Consider the following 16835-nt stretch of genomic DNA (forward strand, 5'->3'; position numbering starts at 1 on the left):
CCCGGCCGGTCACCTAAATGCGGTTATAACGCCCCCGAGAAGTGCGGAACGTCAGTTGGAACACTTGCGTGCTCAACGGTTTTCGAGACGGCTGCACAGCCCTCCTCCACCCTCGAAAACCCCCAGAAACAGCGACACCCTGCCAGTTCCAAGGGGTTTCATACCCTCATTGAGGGTTCCGATCATGGCCAATTTCATGGCCACGCCTCTATCGCTCAGCCCTGCGTCAGGGAGGGACAGCCACCTTGAGATCGACGACGCATGGCGTCGACATCGGCCCCTGGCATGGCCGTCGACCCGGCGGCGGCAGCGAAGCTCAACCCGGTGACGAAACGGTGGCCTGCCGCGTCATCCCACACCAGTCACAGGACCGGCGGCCTACATGTGAGCCATAAGGCCGGGTCACACCATTACCTACCCACCTGTGCAGTCCGAGACAGCGACACCACGGGATGCACCAAAATGCCCACCGACGTCGCGATTACTGCCCAGCGGCGTGAACCTCGCCACAGTTCCGGGGACGAGGTCAACCTGTCGGGCATCTACGATTCGAGGGGTCATGACCACCCCAGAACCACCGCCTTACATACCGACGCCTTCGGCGTTCGTCCACGGGATCGACGAAGACGACACGATGCACGCCCTCCGCCACCGCGTCGAAGAATGGCCCCTCGATGCTGAACCACCCGAACGTCCCGACCATAGGATCTTGGTTGTATGTCCGGCCCGAGATGGTCAGCTACTGGAAGTTGTCTACGTTCCGGCCCATACTTCATACCGAGTGATCCATTCCATGAAGCTCCGCCCAAGCACCCGGGCAACCTTTCTATGACTGCTACCAAGACCGCACCGACACCCACCCCGAACACGCCGCTTTACCCGGCAGGCGGGTACCTCCCGGACGCTGACGGGTTCCTCTACGAACCCACCGGACAAGCTGTCATCATCGACGGCCGCCACGCGTCAATCGAGAGCACCAACGCGGAGGCACGCGAGTACGCCGAGCGCGGATTCGCGCCTTTCACTACCCGCTCTGCCTGAACTACGCCTTACTCTTCGGCTTCGACGGTGGCCAATGCCACGGGCCGCAGGTTGTGGCTACGCCCAGCCCGGCCTGAGTGACCGGTCGCGAGGTCTGCCCCAGGATTGGTTGACGGTCGCTTCGGGTCTTCTCTGGGATCAACACCCTCACAGGGCGGTTCCGAGCTACACCACAGGGGTGACAGGTCTGGCTGCCCGGTCAGCGGGAACCACTCGGGCGCGAGGTGCAGGTGACCATCCGAAACCCAGGTTGGCTCACCGATGGGGAAGGACCCTTCCATGCCACCGTCACCTCCCGTCCACTCGTGCCGATCGACCTCGAGCGCCCCGTCACTCAGTAGGGCTCGACGGTCCCACCGTCTATGAGCGCAGTGCTCCGGGAAAGTGCTCGGTCAGCCGTCGACAGCGCCCACCCGGCATCGGGTCTGGTCTTCTCTGCCTTGGACGGATCGAAGTACTGAGCTGCGTGGCGGCCCTGACGGAAGCATTCATAGATGGCTTTGTTGAAGTCCTCGACCACGCCGCCAAACTGCGCGCAGACCGCGTCCTCGACCGTCACGTGCGATCCGTCGCCGCCGGTAGCTCGCAGTCCCTGGACCAGGAGAAGTGCCTCGCCAGCCATTCGGTACACGTCATAGGCGTTGGTGAAAGCCCCATCGAAGTCCTCCGCAGCCAGGGCACCCTTCGCTGTTTCGAGCCGTTTCGTCGCACGCTGCACCAGTACCGCGGTGGCTGGCCCCAAGTCGTCGGTGGAGATCCGTTCGAGCTTGTTCCGGCCGACGAGGAACTCGATAGTGTTCGTCCCCCCCCTCGACCCAAGCCATATCGAGGGCCGTACCAGCGAAGCGATTCGAGAGGCCCGGCCACAGCAGTCTGAGCCAGGCCACCGCCGACCCGCCGAGCGGCAACTCCCCAGTGCCCCCATTGCCAAACGGTCCGACCAACCACGCGACTTCGTTCGACCCACCATTTCCTCGTCCGGCCGGACAAGTCACTTACGCCCGACGCCCTGACAGCGTGGGCGCTCAAGGCCGCTGACGAAACAGAGGTGCTGCGACGCCTGACTGCGGGTCGACCTGCGAACTCTCTTCGGCTGCAGCTAGATCCGTCGCGTTGCGCGGCTCCGGTGAGTCAGGCGCGATTCACCGGGAGCCCCCACGTCGCGCCGAGCGCGAAGTTGGAACGGTTGCGCTCGCAGCATTCGTCCCACCTCGCTCGGTCAACCGGCTCGGCCCCCATCTCCACTGCCAGCATCAGCACGTCCTCGATGAGCACGCGGCCGGTCGGGTAGTGAGGCGAACTCTTGCCGTCGAGATGCAGGTGCGGGTAGGTCTTGTCACCCGGCTCGTCCGGATGCCAGTGATAGGCCACAATCTCGCGGCCCTCTCTTCGCAGAACGTGAATCCACTTGCGGGTGGAAACCTTGAACCGCTCGTCCGCGACGTTCTCGCGCCCCGCAACTATCTCGACCTGGATCGCGAGAAGCAGCTTCATCGGCTCGCTCTGCGACTTCAGGTCCATGCCTCGGCCAGCGTTGATGCCGAACGTGCGGACCGAACCCTTGACGTACTTGTTGGTGCTTCGGTCGCCAGGCGTTTGCCCTGGGGCCGGACTCAGACTGACGTGCCCGAAGCACCCCAACGCCTCAGCAATCGGTGTACGAAACGCTTCGACAGCGTCGTTCGGTGTCCTACCGCCCACTGGGGCGGAACATTGCGACGTACATCACTGACGTGTGGTCCGCTTCGCCGAACCCGTCCCCGTCGAACCTCTTGATGAACTCTGCGCCGGAGATTCCAAGGTGCTCTCGGGCAATGCCGTCGAACACATCTTCGAGGCCATCGTTGTCGAACTCGTCGAGAGTGTCTACGTTCTCGTGCGTCACCGCGGTGCTCATCGGGGCCCCTCTCAAGCTGGTTGCAGTAACACTCATGTTACACGTGATGAACAGATTCCACTATGACCAACCTGAGTGACAACGAAGGATGAGGCACCCGCAAAGGGTCTGCCCAGCGAAGCTGGGCGACGCCGAACTGGTCGCCCACGCGGTCATCCAAACGTTCATAGGCAGTCGGTTCTGGGCTCCAGGTCCGGGTCGCCGCCGGTGGCGCTCACGACCGAGGGAAATCAGGCGAGGGGGTGACCGGCGGGCGCTGTGATATCGTGGCGTGCGAGGAGTTGCCGTCCTGCGGTGTCCGAGTCGATGTGCCCGGCATCGAGTTGTTCAAGAATGCTGATCGCGTCGGGGTGGAGTTCGGTGCCTTCGAGCCGGGCATCGGCGACCGCTGCAGTAACGGCCCCACTCGGGGTCTTCGCGGTGGTTGCCACCCCAACGTTTTACCTGGCCGGTTCCGCTCTTGCCTCCCATGGACCATGGTCGTGAGGGGTTGGGTCGGCGGCGGGGCGCACAGCCAATCGATAAGCAGCCGGCGGGAGGGAGCGCTAGGACTGAACGCGCAGAACCCCGGCTCACCTCGTCCGAGGATGGCACCGGGGTTCACTTCCGCTGGCTCGTGCCTTTGACGCTCCCAAGTATCGGCTGGCCTGGCGGATGTGGCAACCCCTTTGGGCGTCACATGCGACGTTCAACCAGTCCGACCAACCTCTCGATCGGGGACGGGTTGGAGACATGGGCAGCCGCCATGGCGCCGAAGAGCATCGCCACCGCACAGTTTCGGGGACCTGAGCCCGTGGAACCCGAATCAGCAATTGGATGGGATGGAGGACGAAACCCCGCTCTGCAGCGGACAGCGCTGCTCAGAGGATGCTGTGGGCCTTCTTGTCCGATTGGGCCGAGAGCGGGCGGCCAGCTTTGCCGCCTTCGGTGAGGAGAGTTTGGCGGCCAGATGGGATGAGGGATGAGTTGCCCCGCTCGAACGGAATGAGCTTGGGTGTTCCTGGGAGCCCTTTGGATCGGCTACTTCCCAGTGCCCCGTAGGGCTGCGAATGGCGGAGAGTAAGGGATTTGAACCCTTGGAACACTTGCGTGCTCAACGGTTTTCGAGACCGTCCCATTCGTCCGCTCTGGCAACTCTCCGTCGATGACGTTAGCCGGGCGGCCGGGTGTGTTCCTAGCTGGTTGTCCGCCGACGCCGATCGGGGTCCGGCACAAGCGTCCGGGAGCCGTCGGTGGAGCTTCGTCGCCGTGCTCCCCAGAGCGGGGACTCCGCAGGGCGGGAACGACGACCGGGGTCAGGGGCGGCGGTCGCCGAAGAACGTCCGGAGCAGGGCGGCGGCCTCTTCGGCCCCCGGGCCCGATTCGACGGGAAACTCGTAGCCGAGGCGGGGATCGGAGCCGAGGTGGTACGTGGAGCCGAGAGCGCCGCCGCTGAGGTCGGGCGCGGCGAACACCACACGGCCCACCCGAGCGGCCAACGCCGCCCCGGCGCACATCGGACACGGTTCGAGGGTGACGACCAGCGTGGCGTCGTCGAGTCGCCAATTCTGCCCGGCCGCAGCTGCGTCGCGGAGGGCCAGGATCTCCGCATGGGCGGTGGGGTCTCCGGTCAGCTCCCGCTCGTTGTGCCGGGCGGCAACGATGACGCCGTCGACGACGACGACTGCTCCTACCGGCACGTCGCCGTGCTCCAGGGCGGAACGGGCCTCGTCGATGGCGGTGGCCATCCATGCGGCCTCGGGGCTCGAGGGTTGGTCGCCGGCGGGGAAGACCGCCGATCCGGGGATGCTCACTCCCTCAGTGTAGGAGTGAGACCGGGCGCGATGATGCCCGTGAGCGAGTCAAGATGTGGACAGGGCGCCGCGGATGTCGCCCTGTGGATGAAGTGTGCATGGAGCGGTGGAGAACCGGCGGGGGGCGGGGGACAATCCACAAACACTGGGGACAACCTGGGGATCGTCGACAAAATGGTTGACCCGGAAGGCGTGGGGGCGCACAGTGCTCTCTCCACACGGAACGTCAGCGTTCCCGACGGACAACACCGGAGGCGCTTCGTCGTCGAGGGTGGTTCTGAGCGGCTTCGGCCGATCGGACACCGGAAGGTCACGCTGGCGACTCGGAAGGACTTCGGTCCGACCGACCCAAGCGGGCGCCAGCTCGGTTGGGCACCACCGAGGGCTTCGGCCCGAGGTGGCACCGGGGCTCAGAGTCCCAGTGTCCGTGGAGGACACCGGCATTCGCCACCCGCATCGATCCCCGGACCGGTGCGGATGGACCGGTCGCTTCGGGTGAACGGTCCACACAGGGGGAGGACGGCCTTCGGGCCAGAGGCCTCTACAACGGCATCGCCCGCCGCACCCTCGGGAACGACGGGCGATGAGTAAGCGCTTGGACGTCAGGCTACGGCCGACGCCAGGTCGCTTGGCGGATACCGGTGTTGAGGGCCCCGGGCCCGGTCTGCGGACCGGCCCGGGGCCCTCGTCGTGCCCGGGGTGTTCGTGGGCTGGGCCTTCTCCGTGGTGGGCGTGGAGGCCGGGTCGATCCGCAACGACGGGCCGGCATCGGCTCGCCCTACAGGCCGGCGACCGCCTCGAAGAGCACGTTGTTCTCCTTGTGCACGTGGAGGTGCGTATCGGCCTCGAGCGCCGCCAGGCGTTGGTACAGGCTGGTGTAGCTGGCGCAGCCGTCGGCGGGCACGTCGAAGTCGGAGCTCAGCGAGCGGAGACGCTCGAGCAGCCGCCCGGTCTGGTCGTGCTCGATGCGCATGCTGGCAATCGGCCCTCGATCAAGGTCGGCTGCCGTCGGGCCTTGAGTCGTCTCGCCGTCCGCAGCGACCAGCTGACGGATCATCGGAAAGAGCGCCAGTTCCTCGCGCGCCATGTGGGGTAGGAGATCGGCCCGCAGCTCGGCCACCGTCGCCGCCAGGTCGATCAGCTCGGGATGCCGTTCTCCGTGGACCGACGCCACCTTGTTGGCCAGCTGATCGAGGGCGGGCAGCTCGTCGCGCAGGTAGGCGTGGTGCACGGCGAGCACGTGGTCGATGAGCTCGACCGGCTCCAGATCGGCCCAGGCGACCCCGTCGTCGATGGCGACCTTGGCCAACGCGTTGCGGACCTCGTCGGGGTCCAGGCCGGCCTCCATGCAGGCGACGGTCAGACGGGTCTGGCCACCGCAGCAGTAGTCCAACCCGAACTGTTCCAGCACCCGGGCCACACCGGGGTTGGCGGTGACCAGGGCGCCGAGCGGTGGATCGGTGGGCAGATCGTCGAGTTGCGTGACGGTCGTATCGCTCATTGCTGCTCCTCGTGGGATGGCGGTTGGTTAGGTCGAGAACGAATGTGGCTTAGGCGAGGCCCACGCCGACGGCGGTGGCGATCACCACGGCAAGTCCCATCACGGTCTGGCGGATGCCGAGCACGACGGCGCGTTCGGTGGGAGCCCACGCGATCAGGGCCCGCTGGGCAACGATGGCGACGGCCACTGCGACCGCACCTGCGAGCAGCGCCGGCTCGGCGACGGCGGTCGCTGCGACCAGGGCCAGCGCCACCAGGTCGGCGACGACCGGCAGGACGTCGTTGGTTGGTCGGCCGTGCAGCTTGAGAACCTGGGAGCGGATCGTCGGGATGGCGGCGATCGCCCGCCCGGCCAGCACCGCCCACAGCCCAAGCGCCACAGCGGTATCGAGGCCGCCGGCCAACGCCATCATGGCGGCCACGCCGGCGATGCCGACCGCTCCGGCGAGCTCGGGGATCAGCCGACGGCTGCGGGAGCGGATGTCGTAGGACAACTCGACGAGCAGCAACGGCGCGATGCCGAAGATCGGCCACCAGAAGCCCGGGGTGGCGGTGAGGAAGGCGACGACGACCAGAACGGCCAGCACGGCGAGCTCCGCAGCGGCCACCTTGCGGGCCATCCGGGTGCGCTCCAAGGTGCGTCCCCGTCGTGCGTCGACGACCGCCAGCTTCAGCGGGGTGCGGGCGAGAAACGCCAGTACGGCGGCCAGGCCGATGCAGAAGGCCGAGACGCTGTGGGCGACCAGCAGCCCCAACAGCACCGGTTCGAGGGTGAGTCCCCAGCCACCGTGTTCGCTGGGCAGGGCCACCGTACGCAGCGTCGAACGTTGCTTGGCTCGGGGTGCTGCTGCACGAGGGCCCGCTGCGCCGGAGGAGGCGGCCGACTCGGCATCGGAGGAGGTTGGGCGTTGATCTATGTTGGTCATCAGAACGAACTCATGACGGCGAGGAGGATGATCAGCAACGTGACGCCACCGACGACGAGGAGCGACGCACCCATCGGGTGGCTCGGCCGATCGGGCTCGGGTCGGTTGTGGTCGGCCGACGGGGAGATCGGGTCCAGATCCTGGGGCATATCTCTAGTCTACATGAGAAGTAATCTGTGTCGAGCCGCGCCCCTCCCGTTCGAGTTTCGGCCTCGGCCCGACGGCCGGAGTCGTAATATCTCCAGCGTTTGCTAGAGTGAACAACATGACAAGACCGGCGGTCGGTTGGTGCCCGGCCCGCTCGGGCCGCTGAGCTCACTGCGATTCCATGGCGAACCTTCAGGTGCAAGCGAGAGCGTTGGGTGATCCCACCCGGCACAAGGTGTTTCGCGCTATCGTCGATGGTGACGCGCCGTTGGATGTGGCGCACCTCACCGCCGAGTTTGGGCTGAACCACAACGCCATTCGCCAGCACCTGGCCAAACTGGTGGCTGCCGACCTGGTCGAGGAAACGGTGGCCGCCCCCAGTGGTCGCGGTCGTCCTCGCCTGCAGTACACGGTGGCGCCGGGAGCCGAGAGCCGTTGGGGGGTCACCGGCCCGTACGAGCGGCTGTCGATGTGGCTGGCCGAAGCGATCACGTCGAAGGAAACCCCGGTGGAGCTTGGCCGACGGGTCGGTCGCGAGGGCTACCGGGCGGCCGGGGCGTCGTCGTCGCCGATCGAGGAGATGGTGGCCCAGATGTCCCGGCAGGGCTTCGACCCGTCGGTGCGCAACGACGGCGAGGTTGTCGAGATCGTGCTGGGGGAGTGCCCCTTCGCCTCGGCGGTGCTGGTCGCCCCGGACACGGTGTGCGGCGTACACCTGGGGCTGGCGGAGGGCGCGGCCGAGGTGATCGGGGGTATCGAGGTGGAGTCGCTCTCCCCCCGCGACCCCCGCACCGCCCATTGCGTGCTGCGCTGCCGGGTGGTCAACCCGAACTGAGCCTGCACGGATCGGGTCAGTTCGTACCGTTGACTGCTTCGGTGTCGGCGGGCACCGGCGGCGTCCACTCGTAGCCGAAGATGTGCTTGGCCATCCCGGCCATCAACGTGGCCGCGTGGCCCTTGGCGTGATCGGCGGTCGGCCCCGCCCCATGGCGGTCGACCGCTGCGCTCCACATGGTGAACCAGCGGTCGCAGTGCTCGGGACGCACGGCTTCGAGGGAGTTCAGGTGTCGATGAACGGCCATGACCTGTCCGACGTACTCCTTAGTGCCGAAGAGAATGCGGCACCAGTAGTCGATCAGGCGCGGGATGTGGCTGGCCCAGTCGACCTCGGCGACCTCACCGAACATCGGCTCGAGCAGCTCGTCGAAGACGATCTCGCGGTAGAAGTCGACGACCAGGTCGTGCACCTGCGGGCGGGTGGTCAAGTCGACGGAGGGGCCGGCGGGCGCCTTTTCCTCCACGTCGGTAGTGGCGTCACCCCTCATGGCGCCACGGCGCCGGCAGGGCGTCCGATGGTGGCGGACACCACCTCATCGGGGGCGGTCGATGTCTCGGCCGGGGTGCCGAGCAGTTGGTTGCTGTGCACCCGGGCCACGTTGTGGGCAAGGGTGAGCGCCCGGTTGCAGTTGGGGCCGCTCCAACCGAACTCGATCGTGTCGGTGAACAGCTCCAACCACCGTTGAAAGTGGGCGGGGGTGAACGGCTCCTGAGCGTGCACCAGCGTGTGGGCCCGAAACGGGTTGCCCTGGTAGCCGGGCAGGCCGAGCAGGGCGCGGCACCAGAAGGCGGCCAGCTTTGGGAGATGCTCGGCCCAGTCGACTTGGGCCACGTCGTTGAACATCGGGCCGAGCAGGTCGTCTTGGGCGACGTCCTGGTAGAACCGCCGAACCATCTCGGCGATCTCCTCGGGGGAGTCCAGGTCGCGCTCCCGGTGGTCGTGTGCGCTGGCGCTCATGGTCTCCTCAAGCTGGCTTCGCGGATCGGTGACAACGATCCCGAGTTTATCCACTCAACAGCGGAAATATCCACCCACCTTGCCGATAGCGAGACAACGGCAGAGCCCCCGAACCAGTCGGTTCGGGGGCTCGTGATGTCGTCCGACATCGTCGTGCGGAGAGGGTGGGATTTGAACCCACGGAAGGGTTGCCCCTTCACCTCCTTAGCAGGGAGGCCCGATCGACCTGGCTCTGGCACCTCTCCAAGGTGGGAGCAAGCGTAGCGGAGCCACCCGGCCCAACGCAGACCCGGCGCTCACCCGTGCGATCGCCGACGTGAGGGCGGGATCTCAGACTTCGCCCTCGCCCTTCACGTTGGCACCGGTCTCCATCATCTCTTCCTCGTGCTCGCGCACCGAGTCGGTCAGAGCGTCGCCGTGCTGGTCGGCCATCCGGGCTTCCTCCGGGGTGGCGGCGCGGTCGGCAGCGCCGGTCGTGCGGCCATCAACCTCGTCGGCTTCGGTAGTGGAATCGGATACTTCGCCGTGTTCGCTCATTGGTGACCTCCGGGTCGATAGGGAAACTCAGGAACGGGGTACCCGGCGGCGGCCGGCCCTAACCGGAAAAATCGGACCCGGACGGATCAGGCGGCCAGCTCGGCCCACACAACCTTGGACGCATCCCAGGAGGTGACCCCCCACCACTGAGCCAACTCGGACACGATGTGCAGCCCGCGGCCGGAGATGCGGGCGTCGGCCAGCGGGAGCGGGGTAGGCAGGTCGGGCGTCGTGTCGATCACCGAGAGCAGCGCGGTTTGGTCGAGGCGAGCCAGTTCGACGTCGATCGGATCGTTCGCTTGCCAATCGTTGCGCGAGGTGAGGGCGTTGGTCGTCAGCTCCGAGGCGACCAAAGCGGCGTCCATCGTGAGGTCATCCAGGCCCCACTCGTCCAGGCGTTCGACCACCCACTTGCGAACCTCAGCCGGCGATCCGCCATCGTCCAAGCGAAGCGACTCGAAGTCATCGGCCCAGGATTCCGGGGCCAGTCCTCGGCCGGCCACGGTTCGGGCGACCCACTTCTCGATCTGTTGCTCGGAGAGGACCGAGTCGTCGGACGCATCCAGATAGGCGCCGGCGATTAACGAAGTAGGGGCGACCTTGCGCATGCTGGTGAGGATGCGGTGCAGAGGCCAGTCCTCCTGCGGGTTAATCACCAGCGTTCCGTCGGGGAGCTGGTGATCGCTCAGCAGGCCGTCCTCGAAGGCTTCGACCAGCGTGCAGGCCCACTCGTGGTCTTCACAGAGCCGCTCGAAGATGGTCGAGAAGGTGGAAGGTGAGCAGATCAAGAGGTTCATCAGCCAGTCAGTTCACTTAGTCGGTTTGATCGACGAGGGTCGCTAGGCGTTCAAGTGCCCGTCGTATCAATCGTGAAACATGCATTTGGCTGACGCCGACCCGTTCGGCGATGTCGCTCTGGTTCAACTCCTCGAAAAATCGCAGTTCGAGGATGGTGCGCTCTCGTTCCGGAAGGCGTTCCAGGAGTGCCTCGATCGTCATCCGGTCAACGGCCCGGGTGACGCCAATATCGCCCACCGCCGGGTCGGGGGAGCCCTCGGGTCGGCCCTCCAAGCTGTTGGGTCGATACATGCGCCTGGCCTCGAGCACCTCGTGGATCGTCTCGATCGGGAGGTTGGACTCGGCCGCCACCTCGGGGACGGTGGGGCTGCGGTTGAGGCGGGCGGTCAGCGATTCCTCCGCCTGGCGCACACGTGGCATCAGGTCCTTGACGCCTCGCGACACCTTCGAGCCCCAGGAGTGGTCGCGGAAATGACGCTTGATCTCCCCAACGGCGGTCGGCACGGCGTAGCTCTCGAAGGTGCCGCCTCGGTCGGGCGTGTACCGGTCGAGCGCTTTGAGGATGCCGTAGGCGGCCACCTGGGCCAGGTCCTCTCGGCTCTCACCTCTGTTGGCAAAGCGCGACGCCAGGTTTTTGGCCATCTGCTGGTAGCGCACGGCCAGCTCGGAGCGGACCTCTTCGCCGCGCTCTGCCACCCACCATTCCAAGAGCTGATCGTTGTCGGCCCGTCGTAGTTCGGAGCGGCTGCGGCGTTTGGTGCGGGCCGCAATGGCCTCGTCGGTCATCTGCCGCTCTGGGATCCGCTGCTCGCCGCTCCGGCGATCGGCCACGAGAACGTCAGCGCCGCATCATCGGTGCCGAGGCGAAAATCGACGTCGTCGGCCAGCGACCGCAGCACGAGCTGGGCGAGGTCGTCCACCTGGGGGTCCGGCCGAAGGCCGCCGCGCAGCTGGGCGCTGAAGTCGATGGCCTCGGCGCGCGGTTCGATCGTGATTTCGACCCGCGCCGATGGCGTGGCGTGGCCGACCAGCATGGTGCAGGCCTCTCCGACGGCGATGCGGAGGTCCTCGATGTCGTCGAGCGAGGCGTCGACCGATCCAGCGACCGCAGCGCCGACCAGGCGGGCCAAGCGCACCGGCTCGGGTCGAGCGGGGAAACCCAACGTGATGGGCCCGGCAATCGCCCGCCGTGCGGCGTCATCGCCCGCATCGGTTGCTTGGATCTCGTCGGCATCCAACATGGTTCAGTCCAGCCTCTCGATCGCAAAATGGTCGAGCACGCCGGCAACCTCGAGGAGGCGCAGGGCGGCCCGTTGCGGAGAGACCAGGGTGACCGAGTCGTTGCGATCGCCAAAACGCTGGCGGGCTTGGAGGAGCGAACGCAGCCCGGAGGAGTCGATGAAGCCCACCGATCCCAGATCGAAGCTCAGCGCATCGGCACCGTCGTTGGCGGCCTCATCGACGGCAGCCTCCACCAGCGGAGCCGTCGTCATATCAAGCTCTCCTCGGAGTACCAACACGATGCCGTCCTTTGATCGCTCGTGGGCGACCGTGAACTCGTTGCCTGTCATCTCTCGCTCCAGTGGGGTACCCGGGTCGTGACGCAATCGAAACTTGCGACCCCCTTAAGATACCCAACGTTCATCGTGCTGCCCCACGGCGGCGCCGCTTGGAAAGCATGCTGGCGTTGGGCGCGTCATGATGACGACCGTGACTGACGCACCTCGCATCGCGCCGCTGGCTCCCGAGGGCCGCGATGCCCGCACCGAGGAGCTGGTCCGATCGCTCCGCTTCGACCCCGAAGCTGACGACATGAACCTGTTCGCCACCCTCGCTCACCATCCAAGGCTGCTCAAGCGCTGGTCCGCCTTCGGCGGCATGCTGTTGGCCGGCGGGGCGCTGCCCGCCCGGGACCGAGAGGTGCTCATCCTGCGCACCGCCGCCAACACCGAGGCCGATTACGAATGGGGCCACCACCTGCTGCTGGGGCGCCTCGCCGGCCTGACCGACGACGAGATGGCTGCCCTGGCGTCGTTCGACGCCGTCGAGCGATCGGCGGGCGACGAACTCCTGGTCCGGGCGGCCGATGAGCTGCACGCCAACAGCATCATCGGTGACGACACCTGGGCCGGGCTGGCCGAGTTGTACGACGAGCAACAGCTGATCGAGGTGTGCATGGTCGTCGGCCAGTACCACCTGGTCGGTTTCACGCTGAACTCACTGCGTATCGCCCGAGAAGCCGGCGTCGAAGGGCTGCCCCGATGACGATCGACGTGACCACGGGCGCAAACCGACCCGGCACCGGTCGCCTGCGCCGACATGAACCTTCGCTCTGCCGAGGACAGCGCCGCCTTCATCCACGACGAGGGCGGCACAGCCAAAGTGATCGTTGCCGACGTGTCCGAACCCGATGCATGCGAGGCGACGGTGGGCCAGGCGACGGATCTGCTCGACGGCCTGGTGCTCAACGTGGGCATCGGCCGGCCTCGGACGCCACGTCGCCTTCGAGGGCGCTCGGCGGGGAATCCGGGCCAACGTGGTCGCACCCGGGTTGATCGACACTCCAGTGGGGCGTCTTGCCAGCAGGGGACGGCCCGGCCGCACCGAGGCGTTGGCGGCCCTTCGCCAGCAGGGCACGGCTTGGGAGGTGGCTGCGCCGGTGGTGATCCTCCTCAGAGACGAGGCCGGCTACGTCACCGGGCAGATCCTCGCCGTCGACGGTGGTCTCTCCACTGTGTGAACGGAAGGAGCGAGCAGGTCGGTGTAGACGGAAGGAGCGAGCAGGCCGATGGGCCCGTGTTCCCAGCAGGGCGGGCACGGATCCTTTGGGACGATAACGGGCCACCCCCTGACCTTTAATCATCCCAAAGCGAGCGTCGTCTCAGCCGGGCGGCCCCGTGGGAGTGGCCGGCCTGCCCGATCGACAGGTTGGCAACGCACCGGTCGGTGTTGTCCTGGCGCAGGTTGAGTCGACGGCTCAACCCGCCAACCCTCCGAGTTTCGAGGCCGGCGAGTCCACCCATCAACCGAGCCTGGCCGTATCGCCGCACACGGACACCACTTCAACGGTGGCCACCTCGCAGCAGTTGGTGAGTGCTAGGCGCGCCCGGTTCGCCCGGCATCGAAGCGAGATCATGAAGTGGTTGCATCCACTGTATCCTGGGTGAATACTGCTCGCGGGGCAGGGGACGTCCCTGGCTCAGACTCGGTGACTCGAGGGAGCGGTGATGGCGAAAACAGCAGGATCGAAGGGCAAGACCACGAGCGCGGTGAAGAAGGTGGCGGCCAAGCCAAAGCGAAAGCGTGCGGCAACGGAGACGTCCCCCCCCAAGCATGAGCGGATCTGCAATCTGGTGCCCTCAACAGAAACCGAGAAGGACTGGCAATTTGAGGACGCGGTGGCGTCTGGAGCATTGGAAGCGGTGGCGGCACCGCCGGCCAAGGTCGACTGGCGCCAGAAATGGTGGACGATCGGTGATCAGGAGAACACCGGATCGTGCGTCGGCTGGGCCACGGCCGAGGGTGTGCTGCGGTACCACATGGTTCAAGCGGGCAAAGTTGGTCAGAGCGAACCGCTGTCACCGAGGTTTGTGTGGATGGCGTCCAAGGAGACCGACGAGTTCACGACGCATCCGACGTCCTTCATCGAGGGGGCAGGCACATCCTTGAAGGCGGCCATGGACGCTGCCCGCAACTACGGCGTGGTCACCGACAAAGTGCTGCCGTTCCACGTGGCCACCAAGATGTACACCGGCGACGAGAATGCCTTCTTCGCTGATGCCGCCCAGCGCAAGATCTCCGCGTACTTCAACCTGCAACGGAACCTGACCAAGTGGAAGTCGTGGCTGGCATCTCACGGACCGATCCTGGCTGGCGTGTCGGTGGACGCTACGTGGGGCAACGCAACCGCAACCAAGGGCATCCTCGATAAATTCCAGCCGGGCACGGTCCGCGGAGGCCACGCGATCGCGGTGGTGGGTTATCTGCCGAATGGCCGCTTCATCATCCGTAATAGTTGGGGTACCGGCTGGGGCGACAAGGGCTTCGGCTATGCCTCGCCCGCTTACATCGCGGCGGCATTCTTCAACGAGTCCTACGGCGTCACGGTGTGACCCCAGGCTCGCTGACCGGGTGACGCCCATGGCCACTATCGAAGTGACCAGCGCTGAGGACGGCACCTCGATCGAAGCGGATGTCGGCGACACGATCCTGCTGCGCCTGGCGGACAATCCCACGACCGGCTACCGGTGGGAGTTTGAGCCCGTGACCGGCGATTCCTTGGTGCTGACCAACTCGGGCTACGAGCCGTCCAGCGGCGCAATGGGCGGTGGTGGTGTGACCACTTGGACCCTGAGCGTTATCGCCGCGGGTACCACCTCAATCGCGCTCAAGCAAGGGCGGCCGTGGGAAGGAGACGCGTCAGTCTTGGACCGGTTCACCCTGACTGTTCACGCCCGCCTCTGATGAGCCGCTCAAGGTTCTCCGACCCGATGGCGCAGGTGAGTTGGACGCGGATCGTTGCGGGGTGACCTTCTTCCCAGGGGGCCAGCGAGCCCTGCCGTGCTTGGATCGCGGCGCAATAGGTTTCCCGTGAATACATCCTCGGAAAGCCCAGTCGCCGCACACGCAAGAAGCTCGAGCAGCACGGACGTCGCGCTTCCGCCACCGTGGTCGCCGTAGGTGAGCGGGGGATGGCCATCACGCACGGCTCCGACAACGTCGTCTCCAACACCGAGATCGCATTGAAGCTCACGCTCCGTGTCGAGCCGCAGGACGAACCAGCCTTTGAGGTGGAGGAACGCTTTCGTTTCGCGCAGCTCTCGATCCCCACCGAGGGCCAGCACTTGGCCGTGATCTACGACCCCGACGAACACGACGCCATCATGCTGGACGGTAATCCGGCACCGAACATCGCGGCGATGATGCAGGGGAAGGGCAAGTCGGCGGGGCAGATCGACTTCATCCAGCAGCTCATCACGTCGGCGACCAGCGGCGCCTCCACGGCCGACACCCAGGCCATCGCTACGCAGTGGGCCGAGCAGAACGGCGCCATGGTGATCACACCCGGAGCTGCCGGCGTCGGCGCCCCGCTCATGCATGGCGGCCCGCAGAAGGACCCGGTGGAATTGCTCTCCCAGCTCGTCGCGATGAAGGACCTCGGGCTGCTGACCGAGGCCGAGTTCGCCGAACAGAGGGCCCGGATCCTCGGCGAGTAGGCACCGCTTCTCGGCGGGGAGTGGCGGTCCCGTCGACCGGTGGATTGTCAACGGTCACTGCTCGTTCACTCAACCTTGGTCAACTGGCTGCCGGAGGGTGCTCACGAGCTCGCCTCACCCCATAGGGAGGTTGAGTGGCGGAGGGAGGGGGATTCGAACCCCCGGAGGCTTGCACCTCAACGGTTTTCAAGACCGTCGCATTCGTCCGCTCTGCCATCCCTCCGTGCGTCACTCTAGAACCGACCCTGGATGGTCGACGAAGTGATAGTCCAAGGCGCTCGCTGGCAGGGACCCGACGCGCTGGGATGGGCGGTGTCCGGCCGCTGCCCGGCCCGCTGGCCGCACGCTCGTCGGCGCGCCGACCACACTGGTGGCCATGAGCGACTCGACCGACACCACCCCCACCACGCCGACCGCTTCCGACCGGGTGTACTTCCGCCAGCTGCTGGCCGGGCGCGATTTCGCGAAGAACGACCCGATCGCCCGGCAGATGGTCAACTTCGTGTACGCCATCGGCGACCGTGAGACCGGTGAGGCGGTGCTGGTCGACCCGGCCTATGCGCCGAACGAACTGGTCGACGTGCTTGAGGCCGACGAGATGACCCTCACCGGCGCGCTGGTGACCCACTATCACCCCGATCATTGCGGCGGGGACATGATGGGCCACGGCATCGCGGGGGTGCGAGAACTGCTCGAACGCGCCGACGTGCCGGTCCACATCCAAGCTGACGAAGAGGAATGGCTGCGCATCGTCACCGAGGTTCCCGAGAGCCAGCTGCGCACGCACACCTCCGGCGACGTGGTGATGGTGGGCGAGGTGGCGGTCAGGCTGATCCACACGCCGGGCCACACGCCTGGCAGCCAGTGCTTTCTGGTCGATGGCAAGCTGATCGCGGGCGACACCCTGTTTCTGGAGGGGTGCGGGCGCACCGACCTGCCCGGCGGCGACCCCGCGGCGCTGTACGAAAGCCTCACCCGGCGGCTGGCCAACATTTCTGACGACACCGTGCTGTTTCCGGGTCACATGTACTCGGCGGAACCCTCTGCCCCGATGGGCGAGACCCGCAAGCACAACTATGTGTTCGCACCGCGTAACGCCACCGAATGGATGGGCATGTTCGGTCGATAGCCGGCTGCTGTCAAAGACGGCCCCAGCAAGTGCCCCGAGGGTGTCGGTACCTGCGA

At 66.3% G+C, this 16835-nt stretch carries 22 protein-coding genes and 3 tRNA genes; 7 read left to right on the forward strand and 18 right to left on the reverse strand.

Annotated features, from left to right (window positions below):
• Positions 1 to 1375: 1375 nt before the first annotated feature.
• The 9 genes from PKD89_RS14925 to PKD89_RS14965 form a co-directional block, all read right to left on the reverse strand.
• Complete coding sequence (locus PKD89_RS14925; protein ID WP_324332516.1) at positions 1376 to 1966, reverse strand: hypothetical protein; 591 nt, start codon at positions 1964 to 1966, stop codon at positions 1376 to 1378.
• Between the two features lie 206 nt (positions 1967 to 2172).
• Positions 2173 to 2562: a hypothetical protein gene (locus PKD89_RS14930; RefSeq protein WP_289011829.1), complete on the reverse strand. Its 390-nt coding sequence runs from the start codon at positions 2560 to 2562 to the stop codon at positions 2173 to 2175.
• Positions 2563 to 2731: 169 nt separating this feature from the next.
• Complete coding sequence (locus PKD89_RS14935; protein WP_289011830.1) at positions 2732 to 2938, reverse strand: hypothetical protein; 207 nt, start codon at positions 2936 to 2938, stop codon at positions 2732 to 2734.
• Between the two features lie 230 nt (positions 2939 to 3168).
• Positions 3169 to 3369 carry a hypothetical protein gene (locus PKD89_RS14940; protein ID WP_289011831.1) on the reverse strand — a complete coding sequence of 67 codons (201 nt, stop codon included), beginning with the start codon at positions 3367 to 3369 and terminating at the stop codon, positions 3169 to 3171.
• Positions 3370 to 3988: 619 nt separating this feature from the next.
• Positions 3989 to 4078, reverse strand: a tRNA-Ser gene (locus PKD89_RS14945).
• A gap of 155 nt (positions 4079 to 4233) precedes the next feature.
• Positions 4234 to 4731, reverse strand: a complete 498-nt coding sequence (locus PKD89_RS14950; RefSeq protein ID WP_289011832.1) for a nucleoside deaminase — start codon at positions 4729 to 4731, stop codon at positions 4234 to 4236.
• A 778-nt stretch (positions 4732 to 5509) separates the two neighbouring features.
• The gene (ric, locus tag PKD89_RS14955; RefSeq protein WP_289011833.1) at positions 5510 to 6232 is read right to left on the reverse strand and encodes an iron-sulfur cluster repair di-iron protein; all 723 of its coding nucleotides are present in this window, start codon (positions 6230 to 6232) and stop codon (positions 5510 to 5512) included.
• 49 nt (positions 6233 to 6281) lie between these two features.
• Positions 6282 to 7157 (reverse strand): YwiC-like family protein, encoded by an 876-nt coding sequence (locus PKD89_RS14960; RefSeq protein ID WP_289011834.1) that lies wholly within the window; start codon positions 7155 to 7157, stop codon positions 6282 to 6284.
• Positions 7157 to 7306, reverse strand: a complete 150-nt coding sequence (locus PKD89_RS14965; protein WP_287376479.1) for a hypothetical protein — start codon at positions 7304 to 7306, stop codon at positions 7157 to 7159. Before PKD89_RS14965 ends, PKD89_RS14960 begins: the two co-directional genes overlap by 1 nt.
• Positions 7307 to 7485: 179 nt before the next feature.
• On the opposite strand from PKD89_RS14965, the gene PKD89_RS14970 reads away from it, so the two are divergent.
• On the forward strand, positions 7486 to 8139 hold the full coding sequence (locus PKD89_RS14970) for a helix-turn-helix transcriptional regulator (RefSeq protein WP_289011835.1): 654 nt from the start codon (positions 7486 to 7488) through the stop codon (positions 8137 to 8139).
• 16 nt (positions 8140 to 8155) lie between these two features.
• On the opposite strand, the gene PKD89_RS14975 is transcribed toward PKD89_RS14970, so the two are convergent.
• The 8 genes from PKD89_RS14975 to PKD89_RS15010 form a co-directional block, all read right to left on the reverse strand.
• Positions 8156 to 8629, reverse strand: coding sequence for a group III truncated hemoglobin (locus PKD89_RS14975; protein WP_289011836.1), 474 nt, complete (start codon positions 8627 to 8629; stop codon positions 8156 to 8158).
• The gene (locus PKD89_RS14980) at positions 8626 to 9099 is read right to left on the reverse strand and encodes a group III truncated hemoglobin (RefSeq protein ID WP_289011837.1); all 474 of its coding nucleotides are present in this window, start codon (positions 9097 to 9099) and stop codon (positions 8626 to 8628) included. The genes PKD89_RS14975 and PKD89_RS14980 overlap by 4 nt, the downstream gene beginning before the upstream one ends.
• Positions 9100 to 9255: 156 nt before the next feature.
• Positions 9256 to 9344 (reverse strand) — tRNA-Ser (locus PKD89_RS14985).
• Positions 9345 to 9429: 85 nt separating this feature from the next.
• Positions 9430 to 9636, reverse strand: coding sequence for a hypothetical protein (locus PKD89_RS14990; protein WP_289011838.1), 207 nt, complete (start codon positions 9634 to 9636; stop codon positions 9430 to 9432).
• An 86-nt stretch (positions 9637 to 9722) separates the two neighbouring features.
• On the reverse strand, positions 9723 to 10433 hold the full coding sequence (locus PKD89_RS14995; protein WP_289011839.1) for an ATP-binding protein: 711 nt from the start codon (positions 10431 to 10433) through the stop codon (positions 9723 to 9725).
• Positions 10434 to 10449: 16 nt separating this feature from the next.
• Positions 10450 to 11220: a sigma-70 family RNA polymerase sigma factor gene (locus PKD89_RS15000; protein WP_289011840.1), complete on the reverse strand. Its 771-nt coding sequence runs from the start codon at positions 11218 to 11220 to the stop codon at positions 10450 to 10452.
• On the reverse strand, positions 11217 to 11675 hold the full coding sequence (locus PKD89_RS15005; RefSeq protein WP_287376492.1) for an ATP-binding protein: 459 nt from the start codon (positions 11673 to 11675) through the stop codon (positions 11217 to 11219). Before PKD89_RS15005 ends, PKD89_RS15000 begins: the two co-directional genes overlap by 4 nt.
• A gap of 3 nt (positions 11676 to 11678) precedes the next feature.
• Entirely contained in the window at positions 11679 to 12005 is a 327-nt protein-coding gene (locus PKD89_RS15010; RefSeq protein ID WP_289011841.1) for an STAS domain-containing protein, read from the reverse strand.
• 139 nt (positions 12006 to 12144) lie between these two features.
• Here PKD89_RS15010 and PKD89_RS15015 point away from each other — a divergent pair, with 139 nt between their 5' ends.
• From PKD89_RS15015 to PKD89_RS15035, 5 genes are all read left to right on the forward strand, one after another.
• Entirely contained in the window at positions 12145 to 12699 is a 555-nt protein-coding gene (locus PKD89_RS15015) for a carboxymuconolactone decarboxylase family protein (protein WP_289011842.1), read from the forward strand.
• Between the two features lie 145 nt (positions 12700 to 12844).
• Positions 12845 to 13174, forward strand: a complete 330-nt coding sequence (locus PKD89_RS15020) for an SDR family oxidoreductase (RefSeq protein ID WP_289011843.1) — start codon at positions 12845 to 12847, stop codon at positions 13172 to 13174.
• Between the two features lie 529 nt (positions 13175 to 13703).
• Positions 13704 to 14546: a C1 family peptidase gene (locus PKD89_RS15025; protein ID WP_289011844.1), complete on the forward strand. Its 843-nt coding sequence runs from the start codon at positions 13704 to 13706 to the stop codon at positions 14544 to 14546.
• 28 nt (positions 14547 to 14574) lie between these two features.
• The gene (locus PKD89_RS15030) at positions 14575 to 14898 is read left to right on the forward strand and encodes a protease inhibitor I42 family protein (protein ID WP_287376500.1); all 324 of its coding nucleotides are present in this window, start codon (positions 14575 to 14577) and stop codon (positions 14896 to 14898) included.
• A 227-nt stretch (positions 14899 to 15125) separates the two neighbouring features.
• Positions 15126 to 15650, forward strand: coding sequence for a hypothetical protein (locus PKD89_RS15035; protein ID WP_289011846.1), 525 nt, complete (start codon positions 15126 to 15128; stop codon positions 15648 to 15650).
• 135 nt (positions 15651 to 15785) lie between these two features.
• Here the strand turns inward: PKD89_RS15035 and PKD89_RS15040 are convergent.
• Positions 15786 to 15873, reverse strand: a tRNA-Ser gene (locus tag PKD89_RS15040).
• 153 nt (positions 15874 to 16026) lie between these two features.
• Between PKD89_RS15040 and PKD89_RS15045 the strand changes: the two genes are divergently transcribed.
• The gene (locus PKD89_RS15045) at positions 16027 to 16779 is read left to right on the forward strand and encodes an MBL fold metallo-hydrolase (RefSeq protein WP_289011847.1); all 753 of its coding nucleotides are present in this window, start codon (positions 16027 to 16029) and stop codon (positions 16777 to 16779) included.
• The last annotated feature ends 56 nt before the right edge of the window (positions 16780 to 16835 follow it).

It is taken from the genome of Candidatus Neomicrothrix sp. (assembly GCF_035329545.1).
Lineage (GTDB): Bacteria > Actinomycetota > Acidimicrobiia > Acidimicrobiales > Microtrichaceae > Microthrix > Microthrix subdominans.